Annotated in this window: 15 protein-coding genes; 8 read left to right on the top strand and 7 right to left on the bottom strand. The window is 72.9% G+C overall.

Features of this window, described 5'->3' with window-relative positions:
• Positions 1-152: 152 nt before the first annotated feature.
• A complete protein-coding gene (locus E5082_RS07690) occupies positions 153-1,070 on the top strand; it encodes a rhomboid family intramembrane serine protease (RefSeq protein ID WP_135790508.1) in 918 nt (305 codons plus the stop codon).
• A 100-nt stretch (positions 1,071-1,170) separates the two neighbouring features.
• On the opposite strand, the gene E5082_RS07685 is transcribed toward E5082_RS07690, so the two are convergent.
• The 3 genes from E5082_RS07685 to E5082_RS07675 all read right to left on the bottom strand — a co-directional run bounded on the left by E5082_RS07685 (position 1,171) and on the right by E5082_RS07675 (position 8,379).
• A complete protein-coding gene (locus E5082_RS07685; RefSeq protein WP_135790507.1) occupies positions 1,171-2,634 on the bottom strand; it encodes a glutamate synthase subunit beta in 1,464 nt (487 codons plus the stop codon).
• On the bottom strand, positions 2,627-7,231 hold the full coding sequence (gltB, locus tag E5082_RS07680) for a glutamate synthase large subunit (RefSeq protein WP_190045170.1): 4,605 nt from the start codon (positions 7,229-7,231) through the stop codon (positions 2,627-2,629). Before gltB ends, E5082_RS07685 begins: the two co-directional genes overlap by 8 nt.
• 416 nt (positions 7,232-7,647) lie before the next feature.
• Complete coding sequence (locus E5082_RS07675) at positions 7,648-8,379, bottom strand: VIT1/CCC1 transporter family protein (RefSeq protein WP_135790506.1); 732 nt, start codon at positions 8,377-8,379, stop codon at positions 7,648-7,650.
• Positions 8,380-8,641: 262 nt separating this feature from the next.
• Here E5082_RS07675 and E5082_RS07670 point away from each other — a divergent pair, with 262 nt between their 5' ends.
• The 7 genes from E5082_RS07670 to E5082_RS07640 are packed head-to-tail and all read left to right on the top strand — an operon-like array spanning position 8,642 to position 16,350.
• On the top strand, positions 8,642-9,793 hold the full coding sequence (locus E5082_RS07670; RefSeq protein ID WP_229918672.1) for an ADP-ribosylglycohydrolase family protein: 1,152 nt from the start codon (positions 8,642-8,644) through the stop codon (positions 9,791-9,793).
• The gene (locus E5082_RS07665) at positions 9,790-10,902 is read left to right on the top strand and encodes an ADP-ribosylglycohydrolase family protein (protein ID WP_190045171.1); all 1,113 of its coding nucleotides are present in this window, start codon (positions 9,790-9,792) and stop codon (positions 10,900-10,902) included. The genes E5082_RS07670 and E5082_RS07665 overlap by 4 nt, the downstream gene beginning before the upstream one ends.
• Positions 10,903-10,909: 7 nt before the next feature.
• Complete coding sequence (locus E5082_RS07660) at positions 10,910-12,094, top strand: ADP-ribosylglycohydrolase family protein (RefSeq protein ID WP_135790504.1); 1,185 nt, start codon at positions 10,910-10,912, stop codon at positions 12,092-12,094.
• Positions 12,082-13,446, top strand: a complete 1,365-nt coding sequence (locus tag E5082_RS07655) for an ADP-ribosylglycohydrolase family protein (protein ID WP_135790503.1) — start codon at positions 12,082-12,084, stop codon at positions 13,444-13,446. Before E5082_RS07660 ends, E5082_RS07655 begins: the two co-directional genes overlap by 13 nt.
• Entirely contained in the window at positions 13,443-14,336 is an 894-nt protein-coding gene (gene rbsK / locus E5082_RS07650) for a ribokinase (protein ID WP_135790502.1), read from the top strand. Before E5082_RS07655 ends, rbsK begins: the two co-directional genes overlap by 4 nt.
• A complete protein-coding gene (locus E5082_RS07645) occupies positions 14,333-15,547 on the top strand; it encodes a CaiB/BaiF CoA transferase family protein (protein ID WP_190045172.1) in 1,215 nt (404 codons plus the stop codon). The genes rbsK and E5082_RS07645 overlap by 4 nt, the downstream gene beginning before the upstream one ends.
• Positions 15,544-16,350 (top strand): HpcH/HpaI aldolase/citrate lyase family protein, encoded by an 807-nt coding sequence (locus tag E5082_RS07640; RefSeq protein WP_135790501.1) that lies wholly within the window; start codon positions 15,544-15,546, stop codon positions 16,348-16,350. The genes E5082_RS07645 and E5082_RS07640 overlap by 4 nt, the downstream gene beginning before the upstream one ends.
• Positions 16,351-16,411: 61 nt before the next feature.
• Here E5082_RS07640 and lgt read toward each other — a convergent pair whose 3' ends face one another.
• The 4 genes from lgt to trpB all read right to left on the bottom strand — a co-directional run bounded on the left by lgt (position 16,412) and on the right by trpB (position 20,499).
• The gene (gene lgt / locus E5082_RS07635) at positions 16,412-17,455 is read right to left on the bottom strand and encodes a prolipoprotein diacylglyceryl transferase (protein ID WP_135790500.1); all 1,044 of its coding nucleotides are present in this window, start codon (positions 17,453-17,455) and stop codon (positions 16,412-16,414) included.
• Between the two features lie 84 nt (positions 17,456-17,539).
• Complete coding sequence (locus E5082_RS07630; protein WP_135790499.1) at positions 17,540-18,316, bottom strand: DsbA family protein; 777 nt, start codon at positions 18,314-18,316, stop codon at positions 17,540-17,542.
• Between the two features lie 81 nt (positions 18,317-18,397).
• Positions 18,398-19,216: a tryptophan synthase subunit alpha gene (trpA, locus tag E5082_RS07625; protein ID WP_135790498.1), complete on the bottom strand. Its 819-nt coding sequence runs from the start codon at positions 19,214-19,216 to the stop codon at positions 18,398-18,400.
• Positions 19,213-20,499: a tryptophan synthase subunit beta gene (gene trpB / locus E5082_RS07620; protein WP_135790497.1), complete on the bottom strand. Its 1,287-nt coding sequence runs from the start codon at positions 20,497-20,499 to the stop codon at positions 19,213-19,215. The genes trpA and trpB overlap by 4 nt, the downstream gene beginning before the upstream one ends.
• Positions 20,500-20,545 lie beyond the last annotated feature (46 nt).

The raw sequence follows: 20,545 nt of genomic DNA, 5'->3' as shown, positions 1-20,545 counted from the left end.
CACGGGTGCGGAGCGCGCGGGGTGGTGACGCGGCGTCGGGAAATCGGTTGATCACAGCCGGGGGCGCGGCGATCCTGCGATGATCCGATATTTTGTTCGCCGCCGTCCCCACCGGCTCACCTTCGACACCCCTTTCCTCTAAGGAGCCGGCCGTGACCGCCGAGTCCGCCGTGACCACGTGCTTCCGTCATCCCAAGGTGGAGTCGCACGTCCGCTGCACCCGCTGTGACCGCTACATCTGCCCGGACTGCATGCGCGAGGCGTCGGTCGGCCATCAGTGCGTGGAGTGCGTCCGGGAGGGCGCCCGCTCGGTGCGGCAGGCGCGGACCGCGTTCGGCGGCCGGATCAGCACGTTTCCGCTCGTCACCTGGGTGCTGGTGGCGCTGAACGTGCTCGCCTACCTCGCGGAGCTGGCCCGGCCCTCGATCGTGGACCGGTTCGGGATGCTGGGCGCGGGCCTGGTGGGCCCGGACGGCGGCCACTACCTGTGGCAGTACCCGTACGACTCCGTGCTGACCCCGGAGGGGGTGGTGGGTGGCCAGTGGGAGCGGCTGCTGACCGGCGCGTTCCTGCACATGCCGCCGGACGACGGGATCGGCGTGGTGCACATCGTGCTGAACATGGTGGCGCTGGTGAACGTCGGCCGGGTGGTGGAGACCCAGCTCGGCCGGGCCCGCTACCTCGCGCTGTATCTGCTCTCGGCGCTCGGCGGCTCGGTCCTGGTGCTGCTGATCGCGCCGGACGTGCCGACGGTGGGCGCCTCGGGCGCGGTGTTCGGCCTGGGCGCCGCGTACTGGGTGATGGGACGGCGACTCGGCTACGACATGCGGTCGGTCAACCAGTACATGACCGGTCTGCTGATCTGGCTGGTGGTCTCGGCCTTCGCGACCTCCTGGCAGGGCCACCTCGGCGGCCTGCTCGCGGGCGCCGTGGTCACCCTGGCCTTCGCCTACGCCCCGCGCGGCGACCGCCGCACGCTGATCCAGTGGGCCGCGTGCGCGGGCCTGCTGGTCCTGCTGCTGGTGCTGGCGGCGGTGAAGGCGGCCTCGCTCACCAGCGGCACCTACTGACAAGGCGGCGGCGCCTGCCCGGGCGTCCGGTCGGGGACTGTCGGGCAGGCGCCGTCTGATGTTCCGTACGCCGTTGTACGGCACACCGGGTGTGAGGGGGTCAGACCGCCAGGGCGCGGTCGGTGGGGCGGATCGGGGCGGGCAGTTCGCTGGCCCCGGTGAGGTGGCGGTCCACCCCGCGGGCGGCGGAGCGGCCCTCGGCGATGGCCCACACGATGAGGGACTGGCCCCGGCCCGCGTCACCGGCGACGAAGACACCGGGCACGTTGGTCTGGAAGTCGGCGTCGCGGGCGATGTTGCCCCGCTCGTCCAGCTCCAGGCCGAACTGCTCGACCAGGCCGTTCTCCCGGTCGGTACCGGTGAAGCCCATGGCCAGGGTGACCAGCTGGGCCGGGATCTTCCGCTCGCTGCCCGGCTTGGGGGTCAGCTTGCCGTCGATGAACTCGACCTCGGTCAGGTGCAGCGCCTGGACGTTGCCGTCCTCGTCGCCCTCGAAGTGGGTGGTGGAGACGGCGTAGACCCGCTCGCCGCCCTCCTCGTGGGCGCTGGTGACCTTGTACAGCATGGGGAAGGTCGGCCAGGGCTGGTTCAGCGGGTGCCGCGCGTCGTTCGGGCGGGGCATGATCTCCAGCTGGGTGACGGAGGCCGCGCCCTGGCGGTGGGCGGTGCCCACGCAGTCGGCGCCGGTGTCGCCGCCGCCGATGACCACGACGTGCTTGCCCTCGGCCGTGATCGGCGGGGACACGTAGTCGCCCTCCTGGACCTTGTTGGACAGCGGCAGGTACTCCATCGCCTGGTAGATGCCGGTCAGCTCCCGACCGGGGACGGGGAGATCGCGGGCCGTGGTGGAACCGGCGGCGATGACGACCGCGTCGTACCGCTTCTTCAGGTCGCCGGCCTTGAGGTCGCGGCCGATCTCCACACCGGTGCGGAACCGGGTGCCCTCCGCGCGCATCTGCTCGATACGGCGGTTGATGTGCCGCTTCTCCATCTTGAACTCGGGGATGCCGTACCGCAGCAGGCCCCCGACGCGGTCGGCGCGCTCGTACACGGCGACCGTGTGGCCGGCGCGGGTGAGCTGCTGGGCCGCGGCGAGCCCGGCCGGTCCCGAGCCGATGACCGCGACCGTCTTGCCGGACAGCCGCTCGGGGATGCGCGGGGCCACGTCCCCGGTCTCCCACGCCTGGTCGATGATCGAGACCTCGACGTTCTTGATGGTGACCGGCTGCTGGTTGATGCCCAGCACACAGGCCGACTCACAGGGCGCGGGGCAGAGCCGCCCGGTGAACTCGGGGAAGTTGTTGGTCGCGTGCAGCCGCTCGGAGGCGGCCGCCCAGTCCTGCCGGTAGGCGTAGTCGTTCCACTCCGGGATCAGGTTCCCGAGCGGACAGCCGTTGTGGCAGAACGGGATGCCGCAGTCCATGCACCGGCTGGCCTGCTTGCCGATGATCGGCAGCAGGGCGCCGGGGACGTAGACCTCGTTCCAGTCCTTGACGCGCTCGTCGACAGGACGGGTCCGGGCGACCTCGCGGCCGTGGTTCAGAAAGCCCTTGGGATCAGCCATTGGTCGCCGCCTCCATCATCTTCTCGGTGATCTCGGTCTCGGAGAGACCGGCTCGCTCGGCGGCGTCCTTGGCGGCGAGCACTGCCTTGTACGTGCTGGGGATGATCCTGCTGAAGCGCTCCACGGACCGGTCCCAGTCCGCGAGGAGCTTCTCCGCGACCGTGGAACCGGTCTCCTCGGCATGGCGGCGCACCACGTCGTGCAGCCAGGTCCGGTCGGCGTCGTCCAGCGGCTCGACCGCGTTCGCGTTGCCCGCGTTGACGTTGTCCGGGTCGAGGTCGATGACGTACGCGATGCCGCCGGACATGCCCGCCGCGAAGTTGCGGCCGGTCGGCCCGAGGACGACCGCGTGACCGCCGGTCATGTACTCGCAGCCGTGGTCGCCGACGCCCTCGGAGACCACCAGGGCCCCGGAGTTGCGGACACAGAACCGCTCGCCGCTACGGCCGCGCAGGAACAGCTCGCCGCCGGTGGCGCCGTAGCCGATGGTGTTGCCCGCGATGGTGGAGTACTCGGCGAGGTGGTCGGCCGCCCGGTCGGGGCGGACCACGATCCGGCCGCCGGAGAGGCCCTTGCCCACGTAGTCGTTGGCGTCGCCCTCCAGGCGGAGGGTGACTCCGCGCGGCAGGAAGGCGCCGAAGGACTGGCCGGCCGAGCCGGTGAAGGTGATGTCGATGGTGTCGTCGGGCAGGCCCGCGCCGCCGAACTTCCGCGTCACCTCGTGGCCGAGCATGGTGCCGACCGTGCGGTTGATGTTGCGGATGGCGACCTGCGCGCGCACCGGGTGTGCCTCGGTGGCGTCGGTGGCGGCCAGCGCGTCGGCGGCGAGCCTGATCAGCTCGTTGTCGAGCGCCTTCTCCAGCCCGTGGTCCTGGGGGACCACCTGGTGGCGGACCGCGCCCTCGGCCAGCTCGGGCACGTGGAACAGCGGCTCCAGGTCCAGGCCCTGGGCCTTCCAGTGGTCGACCGCGCGCTCCACGTCGAGCACCTCGGCGTGGCCGACGGCCTCCTCGATGGAGCGGAAGCCCAGCTCGGCCAGGAGCTCGCGGACCTCTTCGGCGATGAACCGGAAGAAGTTGACGATGTACTCGGCCTTGCCCTCGAAGCGCTCGCGCAGCACGGGGTTCTGGGTGGCGATGCCGACCGGGCAGGTGTCCAGGTGGCAGACGCGCATCATCACGCAGCCGGAGACCACCAGGGGCGCGGTGGCGAAGCCGAACTCCTCGGCGCCGAGCAGCGCGGCGATGACCACGTCCCGGCCGGTCTTGAGCTGGCCGTCGGTCTGGACGACGATCCGGTCCCGCAGCCCGTTGAGCAGCAGGGTCTGCTGGGTCTCGGCGAGACCCAGCTCCCAGGGCCCGCCGGCGTGCTTGAGCGAGGTGAGCGGGGAGGCGCCGGTGCCGCCGTCGTGGCCGGAGACCAGCACCACGTCGGCGTGCGCCTTGGACACACCGGCCGCGACCGTGCCGACGCCGACCTCGGAGACCAGCTTCACGTGGATGCGGGCCGAGGGATTGGCGTTCTTCAGGTCGTGGATGAGCTGGGCGAGGTCCTCGATGGAGTAGATGTCGTGGTGCGGCGGCGGCGAGATCAGGCCGACGCCAGGCGTGGAGTGCCGGGTCTTGGCCACCCACGGGTACACCTTGTGGCCGGGGAGCTGGCCGCCCTCGCCGGGCTTGGCGCCCTGGGCCATCTTGATCTGGATGTCGTCGGCGTTGACCAGGTACTCGGAGGTGACGCCGAAGCGGCCGGAGGCGACCTGCTTGATGGCGCTGCGCCGGGCCGGGTCGTACAGCCGCTCCGGGTCCTCGCCGCCCTCACCGGTGTTGGACTTGCCGCCCAGCTGGTTCATGGCGATGGCGAGCGTCTCGTGCGCCTCCTGGGAGATGGAGCCGTACGACATGGCGCCGGTGGAGAAGCGCTTGACGATCTCGGAGACCGGCTCGACCTCGTCCACCGGGATGGGCGCGCGGCCGGAGTCGAAGCCGAACAGGCCGCGCAGCGTCATCAGGCGCTCGGACTGCTCGTTCACCCGGTCGGTGTACTTCTTGAAGATGTCGAAGCGGCCGGAGCGGGTGGAGTGCTGGAGGCGGAAGACCGTCTCCGGGTCGAAGAGGTGCGGTTCGCCCTCGCGGCGCCACTGGTACTCGCCGCCGATGTCGAGCGTGCGGTGCGCGGGCGCGATGCCGCTGGCCGGGTACGCCTTGGCGTGCCGTGCGGCGACCTCCTTGGCGATGACGTCGATGCCGACGCCGCCGATCTTGGTGGTGGTGCCGTCGAAGTACTTCTCCACGAAGGCGTCGTCCAGGCCGACGGCCTCGAAGACCTGCGCGCCCCGGTAGGAGGCGACGGTGGAGATGCCCATCTTGGACATCACCTTCAGCACGCCCTTGCCGAGGGCGTAGATCAGGTTGCGGATGGCCGCTTCCGGCTCCATGCCGGGCAGGAAGGTGCCCGCGCGGACCAGGTCCTCGACGGACTCCATCGCCAGGTAGGGGTTGACCGCGGCGGCGCCGTAGCCGATCAGCAGGGCGACGTGGTGGACCTCGCGGACGTCACCGGCCTCGACCAGCAGGCCCACGTGGGTGCGCTGCTTGGTGCGGATGAGGTGGTGGTGGACGGCCGCGGTGAGCAGCAGCGACGGGATCGGGGCGTGCTCGGCGTCGGAGTGCCGGTCGGAGAGCACGATCAGCCGGGCGCCGTTGTCGATGGCGGCGTCCGCCTCGGCGCAGATCTCCTCGATGCGCGCGGCGAGCGAGTCGCCCCCGCCGGAGACCCGGTACAGGCCGGAGAGGGTGGCGGCCTTGAAGCCGGGCATGTCCCCGTCGGCGTTGATGTGGATGAGCTTGGCCAGCTCGTCGTTGTCGATCACCGGGAAGGGCAGCACGACGGAACGGCAGGAGGCCGCGGTGGGGTCGAGCAGGTTGCCCTGGGGGCCCAGCGAGGAGCGCAGGGAGGTGACCAGTTCCTCGCGGATGGCGTCCAGCGGCGGGTTGGTGACCTGGGCGAAGAGCTGGGTGAAGTAGTCGAACAGCAGCCGGGGGCGCTCGGAGAGGGCCGCGATGGGACTGTCGGTGCCCATGGAGCCGATGGGCTCGGCGCCCGCCTTGGCCATCGGGGCGAGGATGACCCGCAGCTCCTCCTCGGTGTAGCCGAAGGTCTGCTGGCGGCGGGTGACGGAGGCGTGGGTGTGCACGATGTGCTCGCGCTCGGGCAGGTCGCCCAGCTCGATCTCGCCGGCCTCCAGCCACTCGGCGTAGGGCTGGTCGGTGGCGAGGGACGCCTTGATCTCGTCGTCCTCGATGATGCGGTGCTCGGCGGTGTCCACGAGGAACATGCGGCCGGGCTGCAGGCGGCCCTTGCGGACGACCTTGGCGGGGTCGATGTCGAGGACGCCGACCTCGGAACCGAGGACGACCAGGCCGTCGTCGGTGACCCAGTAGCGGCCGGGACGCAGGCCGTTGCGGTCGAGCACGGCGCCGACCTGGGTGCCGTCGGTGAAGGTGACGCAGGCGGGGCCGTCCCAGGGCTCCATCATCGTGGAGTGGAACTGGTAGAAGGCCCGGCGGTCGGCGTCCTTCACGTTCATGGTGGCGTGGTTCTCCCACGCCTCCGGGATCATCATCAGCACCGCGTGGGGCAGCGAGCGCCCGCCGAGGTGGAGCAGTTCCAGGACTTCGTCGAAGGACGCCGAGTCGGAGGCGTCCGGCGTACAGACCGGGAAGGTGCGCGCGAGGTTGTTCTCGGTGCCGAACAGGTCCGAGGCGAGCTGGGACTCGCGGGCGCGCATCCAGTTGCGGTTGCCCTTGACGGTGTTGATCTCGCCGTTGTGGGCGACGAAGCGGTACGGGTGCGCCAGCGGCCACGACGGGAAGGTGTTCGTGGAGAAGCGGGAGTGCACCAGCGCGATCGCGGAGGCGAACCGGCGGTCGGACAGGTCCGGGAAGAACGGTTCGAGCTGGCCGGTGGTCAGCATGCCCTTGTACACGATCGTCCGGGCGGACAGGGACGGGAAGTAGACCCCGGCCTCCCGCTCGGCGCGCTTGCGCACCACGAACGCCTTGCGGTCGAGAGCGATGCCCTCGCTCGTGCCGTCGCCGACGAAGAGCTGGCGGAAGGCCGGCATGGTCGAGCGGGCGGTCGCGCCGAGCAGTTCGGGGGCGACCGGGACCTCGCGCCAGCCGAGGACGTCGAGGCCCTCCTCGGCGGCGATCGTCTCGATCCGTGAGACGACCTCGTCGGTGCCGGCCTCGGGCAGGAAGGCGATGCCGACGGCGTAGGAACCGGCGGCGGGCAGGTCGAATCCGGCCACCTCGCGGAAGAACGCGTCGGGCACCTGGGAGAGGATGCCGGCGCCGTCGCCGGAGTCGGGCTCGGAACCGGTCGCGCCGCGGTGTTCGAGATTGCGCAGTACGGTCAGCGCCTGCTCGACCAGCGCGTGGCTCGCCTCACCGGTGAGGGTGGCCACGAAGCCGACGCCGCAGGCGTCGTGCTCGTCGCGGGGGTCGTACATGCCCTGCGCGGCAGGGCGGGCATCCATGAAGGACCAGGCGCGGTCGGTCACGGAATGCGGGGACGGCTGGCGCGTCGTACGCATCGGCTCTCCCGTCGTCGTCAGTGGCGTGTGGCAGGTGCCGAGGGACGACGCTGGCCCTCTGCTGGTGCGAAATTTCGTGCAGGTTACATGATGGAACGCTTGTCGGGAACCGGATACTCCGTTCCACCATGCGGACGCCACAGGGGGCGCGGCGGGGTGCCGTGGGGTACGGCGGGCGCCGCTCGGGGCGGCGGGAAAAGCGGGGTTTCGCTGCGGTTTCGAGCGGGTCCTGCGACTGGGCCGGACGGGTGGTGACCGGTCGGACCCAGGGGGCGGAAGAGGCGTCGTCGCCCGTCCCGCGAGTACACCGCGGGCGCCGTTGCCCGCAGTGCTTACGGCTCATGCCCGACGGTCAAGCGCGCGAAACCCGCGAGTAACAATTATTTATGCGCGCCCCGGCATATGTCCAGGGTCTCTCAGCTCACAGCGGTGTCGAACAGGGTGCCGAGTGCGAAAGTCACCCCGGCGGCCGCGCCACCGAGCGCGAGCTGGCGCAGGCCGCTGAACCACCAGCTGCGGGCGGTCACCCGGGCCACCACCGCGCCGCAGCCGAAGAGTCCGGCGAGCGCCAGCAGCACGGCGGGCCACAGCGCGGTCGCCCCCAGCAGGTAGGGCAGGACGGGCAGCAGGGCGCCCAGTGCGAAGGAGCCGAAGGAGGAGACGGCGGCGGTCAGCGGGGAGGGCAGGTCGTCGGGGTCGACACCCAGCTCCTCACGGGCGTGTATCTCCAGGGCCTGCTCGGGGTCCTTCGAGAGCTGCCGGGCCACCTCGCGGGCGAGGTCGGGTTCGACCCCGCGGGAGACGTACAGCGCGGCCAGCTCGTCCTCCTCGGCCTGCGGATGCCGGCTCAGCTCACGGCGCTCGACGTCCAGCTCGGCCTGGACGAGTTCGGCCTGCGAGGCGACGGAGGTGTACTCACCGGCCGCCATCGAGAAGGCACCGGCCGCGAGCCCTGCGAGGCCGGTGATCACGATCGTCTGGTGCCCCACCGAGCCGCCCGCGACGCCGGTCATCAGGGCGAGGTTGGAGACCAGGCCGTCCATCGCGCCGAACACGGCAGGACGCAGCCAGCCGCCGTTGACGTCGCGGTGCGTGTGGTTGTCGCGGTGCGCCTCGTGCAGCGCGGCCCCGGTCTCGATGACGGCCATGAGGACCCCCGGTAAGCTGAGCCAAAGCTAACTTTGGACTGATTCTATTTTTCGAACGACCTTCAACCTACGTTGATTCCCGCTCCGCCGCCAGCAAGGCCAGGCTGAGCTAACCTCCGGCTTCTTCCCAGCTCAGGCACTCGGGGTGGGGATTTCCCGGTACCGAGCGGGTGATGGCGGCGACCCGGAGGCTAGGGCACCGCCCCCCGGGTGGGACACATCCGCAAAGGGCCACGCGGTCCTGGCGAAGGAGGGCCCGCCCATGGCATCGAACGCACCCGCTTCCCCACTGCCCGCCCCCGCCGGACCCGGACTCCGCGAGCGGGCGCGCGGCGCGCTGCTCGGCCTGGCCGTGGGCGACGCGCTGGGCGCCCCCGCCGAGAACCTGAAGCCCTCCGAGATCCGCGCCCGCTGGGGCCGCATCACCGGGTACGTCACCGACCGGCCGTGCGGCACGGACGACACCGAGTACGCGATCTTCTCCGGGCTGCTGCTCGCCCGGCACGGCTCCGCGCTCACCCCGGCCCATGTCGAGGCGGCCTGGCACCAGTGGATCGCCGACCGGGCCGAGGGTCCCTTCCGGGGCGCGGGCTTCAGCGAGCGGGGCACGCTGGAGAACCTGCGCCGGGGGCTGGCGGCGCCCATCTCGGCCCAGCACCGGCACGCCTGGAGCGACGGGCTGGCGATGCGGGCGGCGCCGTTCGGGGTGTTCGCGGCGGGACGGCCCTCCGAGGCGGCCCGGCTGGTCGCCGTCGACGGCTCGGTCAGCCACGAGGGCGAGGGCATCTACGGCGGCCAGGCGGTCGCGGCCGGGGTGGCCGCCGCGATGGCGGGTGCGGAACCGGCCGTGGTGATCGCCGCCGCCCTCGCCGTCGTACCGGACGACTCCTGGACCGCCCGCTCGCTGCGCCGGGCGGTCGCCGTCGCTCACCGGGGCGAGCGCGCGGTCCGTACGGCGGTGGTCATCGGCGGCTATCCCTGGACCGACCTGGCCCCCGAGGCGGTCGCCCTCGCCTTCGGCGCGTACGCGGCGGCCGACGGGGACTTCCGGGAAGCGGTGCTGACGGCCGTGAACATGGGCCGGGACGCCGACACCACGGCGGCCGTCGCGGGCGCCCTGGCCGGTGCGACCAACGGGGTCACCGCCATCCCCGGTATGTGGGCCGCCGCCATTGGTCCGGCGCGTGGCAGGTGTCTGCCCGCCATGTCGGGCCACCACATCCTGGACGTGGCCGAGCTGCTGACCCCGGAGGAGGGCGGCAAGTGGGGCGAGGGGGTGGTGGTGCCGGAGCTGTTGCCGGAGGGGCTGCGGCCGGCCGTGGAGCCGCCGCTCACCCTGGTGGGCAGCGTGGTGGAGACACCGTTCCCGCGCGGGGCGGCCGTGCGCAACGCGGACACGGAGGACGGGTCGTGACCGGGCGGATCGAGGGGCTGCTGCTGGGGCTCGCCGCCGGGGACGCGGCGGGCTGGCCCGCCGCCCGGCACCGGGCGGCCCGGATGCCGGAGTGGACGCGGCGGCTCACTCGCGAGCTGGACACCTTCGCCGAGCAGAACGCCACCACCACGCTGCCGGTGCCCATCGCGCTGAACCAGCCCCCGGAGCCCCTCCGCCTCGGCCCCTCCGACGACGCGGAGTGGGCGGCGTTCGCGGCGGAGGCCGTCCTGCGGGCCGGGGACGACGTGCTCGGCGACCTCAGCCGGGACCGCCGGATACGCGCCGCGATCGACCTGACCTGGACCGCCGTGGCCTCCGAGGTGGCGGCGGCGGCCGAACGCGCGCCGGAGATCGAGTCGGCCGTACTCCCCCTGCGCGCCCGCATCTCGGTGCGCGCCGGGCTCGGCAACCTCGCCGCCGGTCTGCGCCCGCCCGCCACCGGCCACGACAACCCGCACTACTTCGACGACGCGGCCTGCGTACGCGCCTGCGTGCTGGCCGTCGCCCACCCCGGCGATCCGGCGCGCGCCGCCGGCCTCGCGGAGTTCGACGCCCGCTACACCCAGGACGGCGACGGGGTGCACGGCGCGCGGGCGATGGCGGCGGCGCTGGCCACCGCCCTGTCCGGCGCGAGTGCGGACGCGTGTGTGGCGGCCGCGCTGGACGAGCTGCCCGAGGGCACCGAGATCGGCCGCAACGCCCGGCACGCGCTGGCCCTGGTGACCGCCACGGACACCGCGTTCGCCCTGGTCCCCCTGCTGGAGCACCAGATCGTGGACCACGTCTACAGCTACGGCATCGCCGCCGCCGAGACCGTCCCGGTGGCGCTGGCGCTGACCCTCGCGGCGGCCGGGCGGATCGCGGAGGCGGTACCGGCCGCCGCCTGCCTCTCCCGCGTCGCGGACTCCGCGCCCGCGCTCGCGGGGGCGCTCTGCGGGGCGCTGGGCGGCGGGGAGTCCGTACCGGAGGCGTGGCGGCAGTCCTGCAGGACCCTCTCCGGCTGTGCGCTGCCCCGGCTGACCGGCACCGATCTGGTGGAACTCGCCGGGCTGCTGGAAGCCACCCAACGGACCCGAGCAGAGGGATGATGCGGGCATGACGCCGAAAAGTGATGAAATCTCAAATTCCGGTGGAATCGGCCTGGACGAACGGATCACCGGCGCCCTGCTCGGAGCCGCCGTGGGCGACGCGCTCGGCGGACCGGTGGAGGGCTACAGCCCGGACCAGATCGTGGAGCGCCACGGCGGACGGGTGCACGGGATCGTCGGCCCCTGGAACGGTGACGACTGGCGCACCGCCCGCCCGATCGCGCCGTACCACAAGGGTGACGGGCACGTCACCGACGACACCCTGATGACGCACGCGCTGATCCGGGTCTACGCCCGCGTCCGGGACCACCTCGACGCGTACGCCGTCGCGGAGCACCTGGTGCCGGACCTGATGACCGAGCCGCGCTGGATTCCCGAGCTGGAGGCGGAGGCGCTGCCGCTGCAGCGGATCTTCCTCGCGGAGAAGTGGCTGGTGGCCCGGATCGCGTACGGGCACGTGGACCCGCGTGAGGCGGGCACCGGCAACATCGTCAACTGCGGTGCGGCGATGTACATGGCCCCGGTCGGCCTGGTCAACGCGGCCAACCCGGCGGGTGCCTACGCCGAGGCGCTGGACGTCGCCGGCGCCCACCAGTCGTCGTACGGCCGGGAAGCCGCCGGGGTGTTCGCGGCCGCCGTGGCCGCGGCCTGCGCGCCGGGCGCGACCCCGGACTCGGTGGTGGCCGCCTGCCTGGAGCTGGCCAAGGACGGCACCCGCGAGGCCGTCGAGAAGGTCTGCGAAGTGGCCGCCGGACACGGGGACTTCGAGTCGGCGCTGCTCCCGCTGCGCCGGGCGGTCGCCCCGTACGACACCGTCGGCCCCGACTACCGCGCCCCCTCGCTCGGCGCCCGCCGCCCCTCCCGGCTGCACTCGATCGAGGAACTCCCCGTCGCACTCGGCATGCTGGTGGTCGCCGGCGGCGACGTGCGGCACGCGGTACTCGGCGCGGTCAACTACGGCAGGGACTGCGACTCGATCGCCACCATGGCCGGCGCTCTCGCGGGCGCGCTCGGCTCGCCGGTGCCCGAGGAGTGGGCGAAGACGGTCGCCGAGGCGAGCCGCCTGGACCTGTGGGCCCCGGCCCGCGAGCTGACCGAGGTCGCCCGCGAGGTCTTCGTCCGGGACACCGAACGGCGCCGGGCGCACGAGCGGGCGTTCGCCGCGCTGGGAGGCCAGGCATGCTGCGACTGACCTGGGTGCAGCCCGAGGACCTGGTCGGCCACGAGCTGCGCCAGGCCCGCCTGGACGGCCGCGACGCCACCCGGATCGAGGCGCGCTGGCGCGCGGCGGGCGGCGCGGACGCCCCCGAGCGCGCCGGAGCCTCACCGGAGCCCGTCTCCCGCTACCTGCGGCTGCTTGCCGAGGACCTGCTGGACGAACTGGCCGAGCTGCCCAGCGACCTGGCCGAGCTGGAGCCGACCGCCCTGGACCGGATCACGGCCCTGTGCCCCGACTGGCCCGCCTCCCCCGCCCGGCGCACCGCCCCCGAGCCGGAGGCGCTGGAGGCCGCCTGGCTGGGCCGGGCCGTCGGCTGCCTGCTCGGCAAGCCGGTGGAGAAGCTCCCGCTGGACGGTATCCGGGAGCTGGCCCGCGCCACCGGCAACTGGCCGCTGACCACGTGGTTCACCGCTAAGGGCGTGCCCGGGGACCTGCTCGCCCGGCACCCCTGGAACCGCCGTTCCGCCCCGACCTCGCTGGCCGAGAACATCGACGGGATGCCGGAGGACGACGACCTCAACTACCCCCTCCTGGGCCTGCTCCTGCTCCGCCGCCACGGCCGCGCCTTCACCACCGACGACGTGGCCCGGCTCTGGCTGGACGAACTCCCGCCCGGCCGGGCCTTCACCGCCGAGCGCGTCGCCCTGCGCAACCTCCTCGCCGGGGTCGAGCCCCCGCACACCGCCCGGTTCCGCAACCCGTTCCGGGAGTGGATCGGCGCCCTGATCCGGGCCGACGTGCACGGCTGGACCAACGCGGGCGATCCGGGGGCGGCCGCCGCGCAGGCACACCGAGACGCGGTCCTCACCCACACCTCCACCGGCGTGCACGCCGCGATGTTCGCGTCCGCCGTCGTCGCCGCCGCCACCACCGGCACCCAGGACGTGCACGCCTGTCTGCGCACCGGCCTCACGGTGGTCCCGCCCGCCTCCCGGCTGGCCCGCGCCGTGACCCACGCCGTGCGACTGGCCGCGGAGCACGAGGACTTCGACGACGTGGTGGACGCCCTGCACGCCCTGCACGGCCCCGGCCACCACTGGGTGCATGCCCTGCCCAACACCGCCCTGATCGCCGCCGCCCTCACCCACGCCGACGGCGACTTCACCGGCTCGGTCTGCCGGGCGGTGTCGGGCGGGTGGGACACCGACTCCAACGGCGCCACGGCCGGCTGCGTCGCGGGTCTCCTGGCGGCCGCCCCCGACGCGCTGCCCGAGCGCTGGCGGGCCCCGCTGAAGAACCGGCTCGCCAGCACGGTCGCCGACTTCGACGGCACCGGTTTCGACACCCTCGCCCGACTCACCCACCTGGAGGCGACCCGCCCATGACCCACATCGTCGTGCTCGGCAGCACGAACATGGACCTCGTCACCTATGTCGCCCGGGCCCCGCAGCGCGGCGAGACCGTCACCGGCCGGGAGTTCCGCACCATCCCCGGCGGCAAGGGCGCCAACCAGGCGATGGCCGCCGCCCGCGCGGGCGCCACGGTGTCGCTGATCGGCGCGGTCGGCAACGACGCGTACGGCGTCCGGCTCCGCGACAACCTCGAACACTCCGGTGTGGACACCGACTTCCTCCGCACGGTGGAGGGCCCGTCCGGCACAGCGCACATCGTGGTGGACGACGAGGGCAACAACGCCATCGTCGTGGTCCCCGGCGCCAACGGCACCGTCGACCACCTCTCCCCCGGCGACGAGGGCCTGATCGCCTCCGCCGACGCCCTGCTGCTCCAGCTCGAAGTACCGCTCCCGGCCGTGATCGCGGGCGCGGAGGCCGCGCGGCGCCACGGCGTCCGTACGGTCCTCACCCCCTCCCCCGCCCAGCCGCTGCCGGAGGAGCTGCTGAGCGTGACCGACGTGCTGGTCCCCAACGAGTACGAGGCCGTCACCCTCACCGGCCGCACCGACCCCCTCGACGCCGCCGTCGGCCTGCTCGACCTGGTGCCGGAGGTCGTCCTCACCCTGGGCGAGGCGGGCGTGCTGTACGTGTCCCGCGACACCGAGCCGCTCGCGGTGCCCGCGCACCAGGTCGCCGCGATCGACTCCACCGGCGCGGGCGACACCTTCGCCGGGGCGTACGCGGTCGCCGTCGCCGAGGAGAAGCCGCTGCGGGAGGCACTGTCCTGGGCGGCGGCCGCGGCCGCGCTGTCGGTGCAGCGGGAGGGCGCGTCGGCGTCGATGCCGTACCGCCCCGAGATCGAGGCGCAGTACACCGCATGAGCGCCGACCGCCCCGACGACGCCACCCGCCCGCCGCTGGACGGCCTGCGGGTGCTGGACCTGGCCACCCTGTTCGCCGGTCCGCTGGCCGCCACCATGCTCGGTGACTTCGGCGCCGAGGTGATCAAGGTCGAGCATCCGCTGCGGCCCGACCCGTCCCGCGGGCACGGCCCGGCCAAGGACGGCATCGGACTGTGGTGGAAGATGCTCGGCCGCAACAAGCGGACCATCACCCTGGACCTGTCCCGCCCCGGCGGCCGGGACACCCTGCTGAGGCTCGCCGCCACCGCCGACGTGGTGATCGAGAACTTCCGCCCCGGCACCCTGGAGAAGTGGGACCTGGGCTGGCCGGAGCTTTCGGCGGCCAACCCCCGGCTGGTGCTGGCGCGGGTCACCGCCTTCGGCCAGTTCGGCCCCTACGCGCACCGGCCGGGCTTCGGCACGCTGGCCGAGGCGATGAGCGGCTTCGCCGCCCTCACCGGCGAGCCGGAGGCGCCCCCGACCCTGCCGCCCTTCGGGCTCGCGGACTCCGTCGCCGCCCTGGCCACCTCGTACGCCGTGCTCACCGCGCTGGCCGCCCGGCAGCACACCGGCGCCGGACAAGTGGTGGACATGGCGATCATCGAGCCGATGCTCGCCATGCTGGGCCCCCAGCCGACCTGGTACGACCAGCTCGGCTACGTCCAGGAGCGCACCGGCAACCGGTCCGCGAACAACGCCCCGCGCAACACCTACCGCACCCTGGACGGCTCCTGGGTCGCGGTCTCCACCTCCGCGCAGTCGGTGGCGGAACGGGTGATGCGCCTGGTGGGCCGTCCGGAAATGATCGACGAGCCCTGGTTCGCCACCGGTGTGCAGCGGGCCGCGCACGCCGACGAACTGGACGAGGCGGTCGGGAACTGGATCGCCGCCCGCCCCCGTGACGAGGTGCTGGCCGCCTTCGAGAAGGCGGAGGCGGCGATCGCCCCGGTGCAGGACGTACGGGACGTGTTCGAGGACCCCCAGTACCTGGCGCTGGACACGGTCACCACCGTGGCCGACCCCGACCTCGGCCCGCTGCGCATGCAGAACGTGCTCTTCCGGCTCTCCGCGACCCCCGGCGCGATCCGCTGGGCCGGGCGCGGGCACGGTGCCGACACCGACGCGGTCCTCACCGAGCTGGGCCTCGGCCCCGCCGAGATCGGCGCGCTGCGCGAGGAGGGTGCGCTGTGACCCCGCTGACCTGGCTCTACGTCCCCGGCGACCGGCCGCGGGTGGTGGACAAGGCGCTCGCGGCGGGCGCCGACGTGGTGGTGATCGACCTGGAGGACGCGGTCGCCCCCGACCGCAAGGAGTACGCCCGCGCGGCCACCGCCGAGCGGCTCGCGGACCCCCAGCCGGTCCCGGTCCACGTCCGCGTCAACGGCCCCGGAGGACCCTGGGCGGCGGCCGACCTCGCCGCCCTGGCCGCGCTGCCGGGCGCCTCCGGGCTGCGGCTGCCCAAGGTGGGCGTTCCGGAGCAGATCCGCCGTACCGCGGAGGTGACCGCGCTCCCGCTGTACGCGCTGCTGGAGTCCGCCCTCGCCATCGAGCACGCCTACGCCATCGCCACCGCCCACCCCTCGCTGCGCGGCCTCTCCCTCGGCGAGGCCGACCTCCGCTCCGACCTCGGGGTACGGGCCGACGCGGGCCTGGACTGGTGCCGTTCCCGCGTGGTGGTGGCCGCCCGCGCGGCCGGCCTGGCCCCGCCGCCCCAGTCGGTGCATCCCGACGTACGGGACCTGGACGGGCTCGCCGCGTCCTGCGCCCACGGCCGCGCGCTGGGCTTCGTGGGCCGCGCCGCGATCCATCCCCGCCAGCTCCCGGTGATCGCGCGGGCCTACCTCCCCACCCCGGAGGAGGTGGCGGAGGCGGAGACGGTGCTGAAGGCGGCGGCCGCCGAGCAGGGCGCCCTCGCCCTCCCGGACGGCCGCTTCATCGACGCGGCGGCGGTGGCGCAGGCGCAGCGCATCCTGTCGATGGCGGGCGGGGCCTGAACACGCCGCAGGGCGCCCGGCAGAGTTCCGGGCGCCCTGCGGCGTGCGTACGGGGCCGGCGTCAGCCCTTCTTGCCGGAGTCGGCGGTGTCCTTGATCCCGGCCTTGGCATCGGGCCCGGACTCGGTCTCCGACCCGGACTCGGGTTCGGCCTTCTCGGCCTTCTCGGCCTTCTCTGCCTTCTCGGCCTTTTCCGGCTCGGTCGCATCGGCCTTCGCGTCCTTGGCCTCGGCCTTGGTCTCACCGTCATCCGCGTCCGCCTCGGCCTCACCGGCGTCCGGATCGCCCGGGGCACCCTGCTCGACCACTGTCTCCCGGCCCGGACGGCACCGGGCGGAGAGCACCAGGTAGGTCACCGCGAGCAGGAACACCACGAGGGCGGTCCAGACGTTCAGCCGGACACCCAGGATGTGGTGGGCGTCGTCCACCCGCATGTACTCGATCCACGCGCGGCCCGTGCAGTACGCGGCGACGTACAGCGCGAAGGCGCGGCCGTGGCCCAGCTTGAAGCGGCGGTCGGCCCAGATGACCAGAAAGCCGACGCCCACGCACCACAGCGACTCGTAGAGGAAGGTCGGGTGGTAGTAGCCCGGTACCCGGCCGCCCTCGGAGGAGGTGATGTGCAGGGCCCAGGGCAGGTGGGTCTCGTGGCCGTACAGCTCCTGGTTGAACCAGTTGCCCCAGCGGCCGATGGCCTGGGCGAAGGCGATGCCGGGGGCGACGGCGTCGGCGTAGGCGGGCATGGCCACGCCCCGGCGGCGGGCGCCGATCCAGGCACCGAGCGCGCCGAGGGCGATGGCGCCCCAGATGCCCAGGCCGCCCTCCCACACCTTGAAGGCGTCCACCCAGTCGCGGCCCGGACTGAAGTACAGCTCGTAGTCCGTGATCACGTGGTAGAGCCGGCCGCCGACGAGGCCGAAGGGCACGGCCCACACCGCGATGTCGGCGACCGTGCCCGGACGGCCGCCCCGCGCGATCCAGCGCTTGTTGCCGAGCCAGACGGCGACGAAGACGCCGATGATGATGCAGAAGGCGTAACCGCGCAGCGGGATGGGGCCGAGGTACAGCACCCCGCGCGACGGACTGGGAATGTAGGCAAGTTCCATGGCAGGACCGACGCTACCGTGCCGGGCCGTACGGTCGCCGTGCGGCCGGGCTACGGGTGCATAACGGGGAGGTGAGAAAAACCCTCATCCGCGGTCGGCGCTCTCCACCATCTCCTTGAGCTTCTCGGGGGTCATGGACTGGTCCTGGTAGATGTTCTTCCCCCCGAACAGCACGGTCGGTGTGCCGCCGAAGCCGCCGGAGGCGAACGCCTTCTGGGACCGGTCCACCCAGGTGTTGTGGGTGCCGTCGTTCACACACGCGCGGAACGCGGGCGTGTCGAGGCCCTTGACCTTGCCCGCGAGGTCGATCAGCTTGCCGTTGTCCGCGAAGGCGTCGTCGGTCTCCCGGGGCTGGTTCTGGTACAGCACGTCGTGGAAGTCGCGGAACTTGCCGGCGTCCTGGGCGCAGGCCGCCGCGTTGGCCGAGTGCAGCGAGCCGGTGCCGCCCATGTTGCCGTCGATCAGCCGGACCAGGTGGTACTCGACCCGGAGCTTGCCCGCGTCGGTCAGCTCGTGCAGCGTGGAGCGGTACCGCGTCTCGAAGACCTGGCAGGCGGGGCAGCGGAAGTCCTCCCAGACCGTGAGCGTGGACTTCGCGTCCTCCTTGCCCACCGGGATCGCCAGGCTGTCCTTGCCCTGGGCGCCGGAGGGGGCCACGACCGGGCCCGCGTTCTTGCTGCCCTTGTCCTTGCCCGCGTTGGCCGCGATGACCCCGATCACCGCGGCGAGGCCCAGCACGCCGACGACACTGCCGCCGACGATCAGCGCGCGCCGGCGCCTCTCCGCGGACTTCTGCTTCTCGCGCTCGGCGGCCAGGCGCTGGCGGGCGTCGCGCTTTCCGTCACGGTTCTTCTCGCTCACACCTCCTGAACGAACCGGGGAGACGCATTGCGCCTCCCCGGCCGGAGGTCCACCCGTTCGAGTGACGTGGAGCGACCGGGGTCAGGCGCCCCGGCGGACGCCCTTCGCCAGGTCGGCGGCGAGCGCGCGGACGGCGTCGACACCGGAGGCGTCGTCGGGGGCGTCCAGCATGCGCTTGACGAAGGCCGAGCCGACGATGACGCCGTCGGCGAAGGCGGCCACCTCGGCGGCCTGGGCCGCGTCGGAGACGCCGAGGCCGACACAGACGGGCAGGTCGGAGCGGGTGGCGCGGGTGCGCGTCACCAGATCCTCGGCCTGCGCGCCGACGGACTCACGGGTGCCGGTGACACCCATCAGCGAGGCCGCGTAGACGAAGCCGCTGCCCGCCGCGGTGATCTCGGCGAGCCGGGCGTCCCGGCTGCTGGGGGCGACGACGAAGACCGTGGCGAGACCGTGCTTCTGGGCGTGCTCGCGCCAGAGCGCGGCCTCCTGCACGGGCAGGTCGGGCAGGATGCAGCCCGCGCCGCCCGCCTCGGCCAGCTCGGCGGTGAACCGCTCGACGCCGTAGCGGTCGATGGGGTTCCAGTAGGTCATCACGAGCACCGGCTTGCCGGTGGCCGCGTGGGCCTCGCGGACCGTGCGCATGACGTCCGCGATCCGTACCCCGCCGCGCAGGGCGATGTCGTCGGCGGTCTGGATGACCGGGCCGTCGAGCACCGGGTCACTGTGCGGCAGGCCGACCTCGACGACGTCGGCGCCGCCGTCGAAGGCGGCCTTGATCGCCTCGATGCCGCCGTCCACGGTCGGGAACCCGGCCGGGAGGTAGGCGATGAGCGCGGCACGGTCCTCGGCCTTCGCGGCGGCGAGGGTGTCCGACAGCAGGTTGATGTTGCCGCTCACTTGGCGTCCCCCTCGATCTCGGCGGTGTGGGCCTCGTCGGCCGCGACCTCGGCGTCGGTGTCGTAGAGCCCGAAGTACCGGGCGGCGGTGTCCATGTCCTTGTCGCCGCGTCCGGAGAGGTTGACGACGATCAGCCCGTCCGGGCCCAGTTCCTTGCCGACCTCCAGGGCGCCGGCCAGCGCGTGGGCGCTCTCGATGGCCGGGATGATGCCCTCGGTGCGCGACAGCAGGCGCAGAGCCTGCATGGCGGCGTCGTCGGTGACCGCGCGGTACTCGCCCCGGCCGGAGTCCTTGAGGTAGGAGTGCTCGGGGCCGATGCCGGGGTAGTCCAGACCGGCCGAGATCGAGTACGGCTCGGTGATCTGGCCCTCGTCGTCCTGGAGGACGTAGGAGCGGGAGCCGTGCAGGATGCCGGGCTCGCCCGCGGTCAGGGTGGCCGCGTGCTCGCCGGTGTCGATGCCGTGTCCGGCGGGCTCGCAGCCGATCAGGCGCACGTCCGCGTCGGGGATGAAGGCGTGGAAGAGGCCGATCGCGTTGGAGCCGCCGCCGACGCAGGCGATGGCGGCGTCGGGCAGGCGCCCGGCGCGCTCGAGGATCTGGCGGCGGGCCTCGACGCCGATGACGCGGTGGAAGTCGCGGACCATCGCCGGGAAGGGGTGCGGGCCGGCGACCGTACCGAAGAGGTAGTGGGTGTGGTCGACGTTGGCGACCCAGTCGCGGAACGCCTCGTTGATGGCGTCCTTCAGGGTGCGGCTGCCGGACTTCACGGCCACGACCTCGGCGCCGAGCATGCGCATCCGGGCCACGTTGAGGGCCTGGCGCTCGGTGTCGATCTCGCCCATGTAGATGGTGCAGTCGAGGCCGAAGAGGGCGCAGGCGGTGGCGGTGGCGACGCCGTGCTGGCCGGCGCCGGTCTCCGCGATGACACGGGTCTTGCCCATCCGCTTGGTGAGCAGGGCCTGGCCGAGGACGTTGTTGATCTTGTGTGAGCCGGTGTGGTTCAGGTCCTCGCGCTTGAGGAACACGCGGGCTCCGCCCGCCTCGGCGGCGAAACGGGGGACTTCGGTGAGCGAACTCGGCCGGCCCGTGTAGTCGACCATGAGGTCGTTCAGCTCGCGGGCGAACTCGGGGTCCGCCTTGGCCTTGTCGTACTCGACGGCGACCTCGTCCACGGCGGCGACCAGGGCCTCCGGGATGAACTTGCCGCCGAAGGCGCCGAAGTAGCCCCCGGTGGTGGGAACTTGACCCTCCGGGTCGGGGAAGAAGTAATTGTTGCTGGGCATGCCAGTACCTCACGGTGAGTGCGTGTGAAAAGACACTGTTCGCCGT

It is taken from the genome of Streptomyces griseoluteus (assembly GCF_004784465.1).
Lineage (GTDB): Bacteria > Actinomycetota > Actinomycetes > Streptomycetales > Streptomycetaceae > Streptomyces > Streptomyces griseoluteus.
The sequence above is the reverse complement of the archived record's forward strand: the minus strand, read 5'-3'. Positions and strand labels throughout refer to the sequence as shown.

Bases quoted from the DNA above. Each gene is read 5' to 3' on its own strand.
- E5082_RS07685 (WP_135790507.1), bottom strand. From the start codon at position 2,634: ATGGCTGATCCCAAGGGCTTTCTGAACCACGGCCGCGAGGTCGCCCGG.
- gltB (WP_190045170.1), bottom strand. From the start codon at position 7,231: ATGCGTACGACGCGCCAGCCGTCCCCGCATTCCGTGACCGACCGCGCC.
- E5082_RS07675 (WP_135790506.1), bottom strand. From the start codon at position 8,379: ATGGCCGTCATCGAGACCGGGGCCGCGCTGCACGAGGCGCACCGCGAC.
- E5082_RS07670 (WP_229918672.1), top strand. From the start codon at position 8,642: ATGGCATCGAACGCACCCGCTTCCCCACTGCCCGCCCCCGCCGGACCC.
- E5082_RS07660 (WP_135790504.1), top strand. From the start codon at position 10,910: ATGACGCCGAAAAGTGATGAAATCTCAAATTCCGGTGGAATCGGCCTG.
- E5082_RS07655 (WP_135790503.1), top strand. From the start codon at position 12,082: ATGCTGCGACTGACCTGGGTGCAGCCCGAGGACCTGGTCGGCCACGAG.
- rbsK (WP_135790502.1), top strand. From the start codon at position 13,443: ATGACCCACATCGTCGTGCTCGGCAGCACGAACATGGACCTCGTCACC.
- E5082_RS07645 (WP_190045172.1), top strand. From the start codon at position 14,333: ATGAGCGCCGACCGCCCCGACGACGCCACCCGCCCGCCGCTGGACGGC.
- lgt (WP_135790500.1), bottom strand. From the start codon at position 17,455: ATGGAACTTGCCTACATTCCCAGTCCGTCGCGCGGGGTGCTGTACCTC.
- trpB (WP_135790497.1), bottom strand. From the start codon at position 20,499: ATGCCCAGCAACAATTACTTCTTCCCCGACCCGGAGGGTCAAGTTCCC.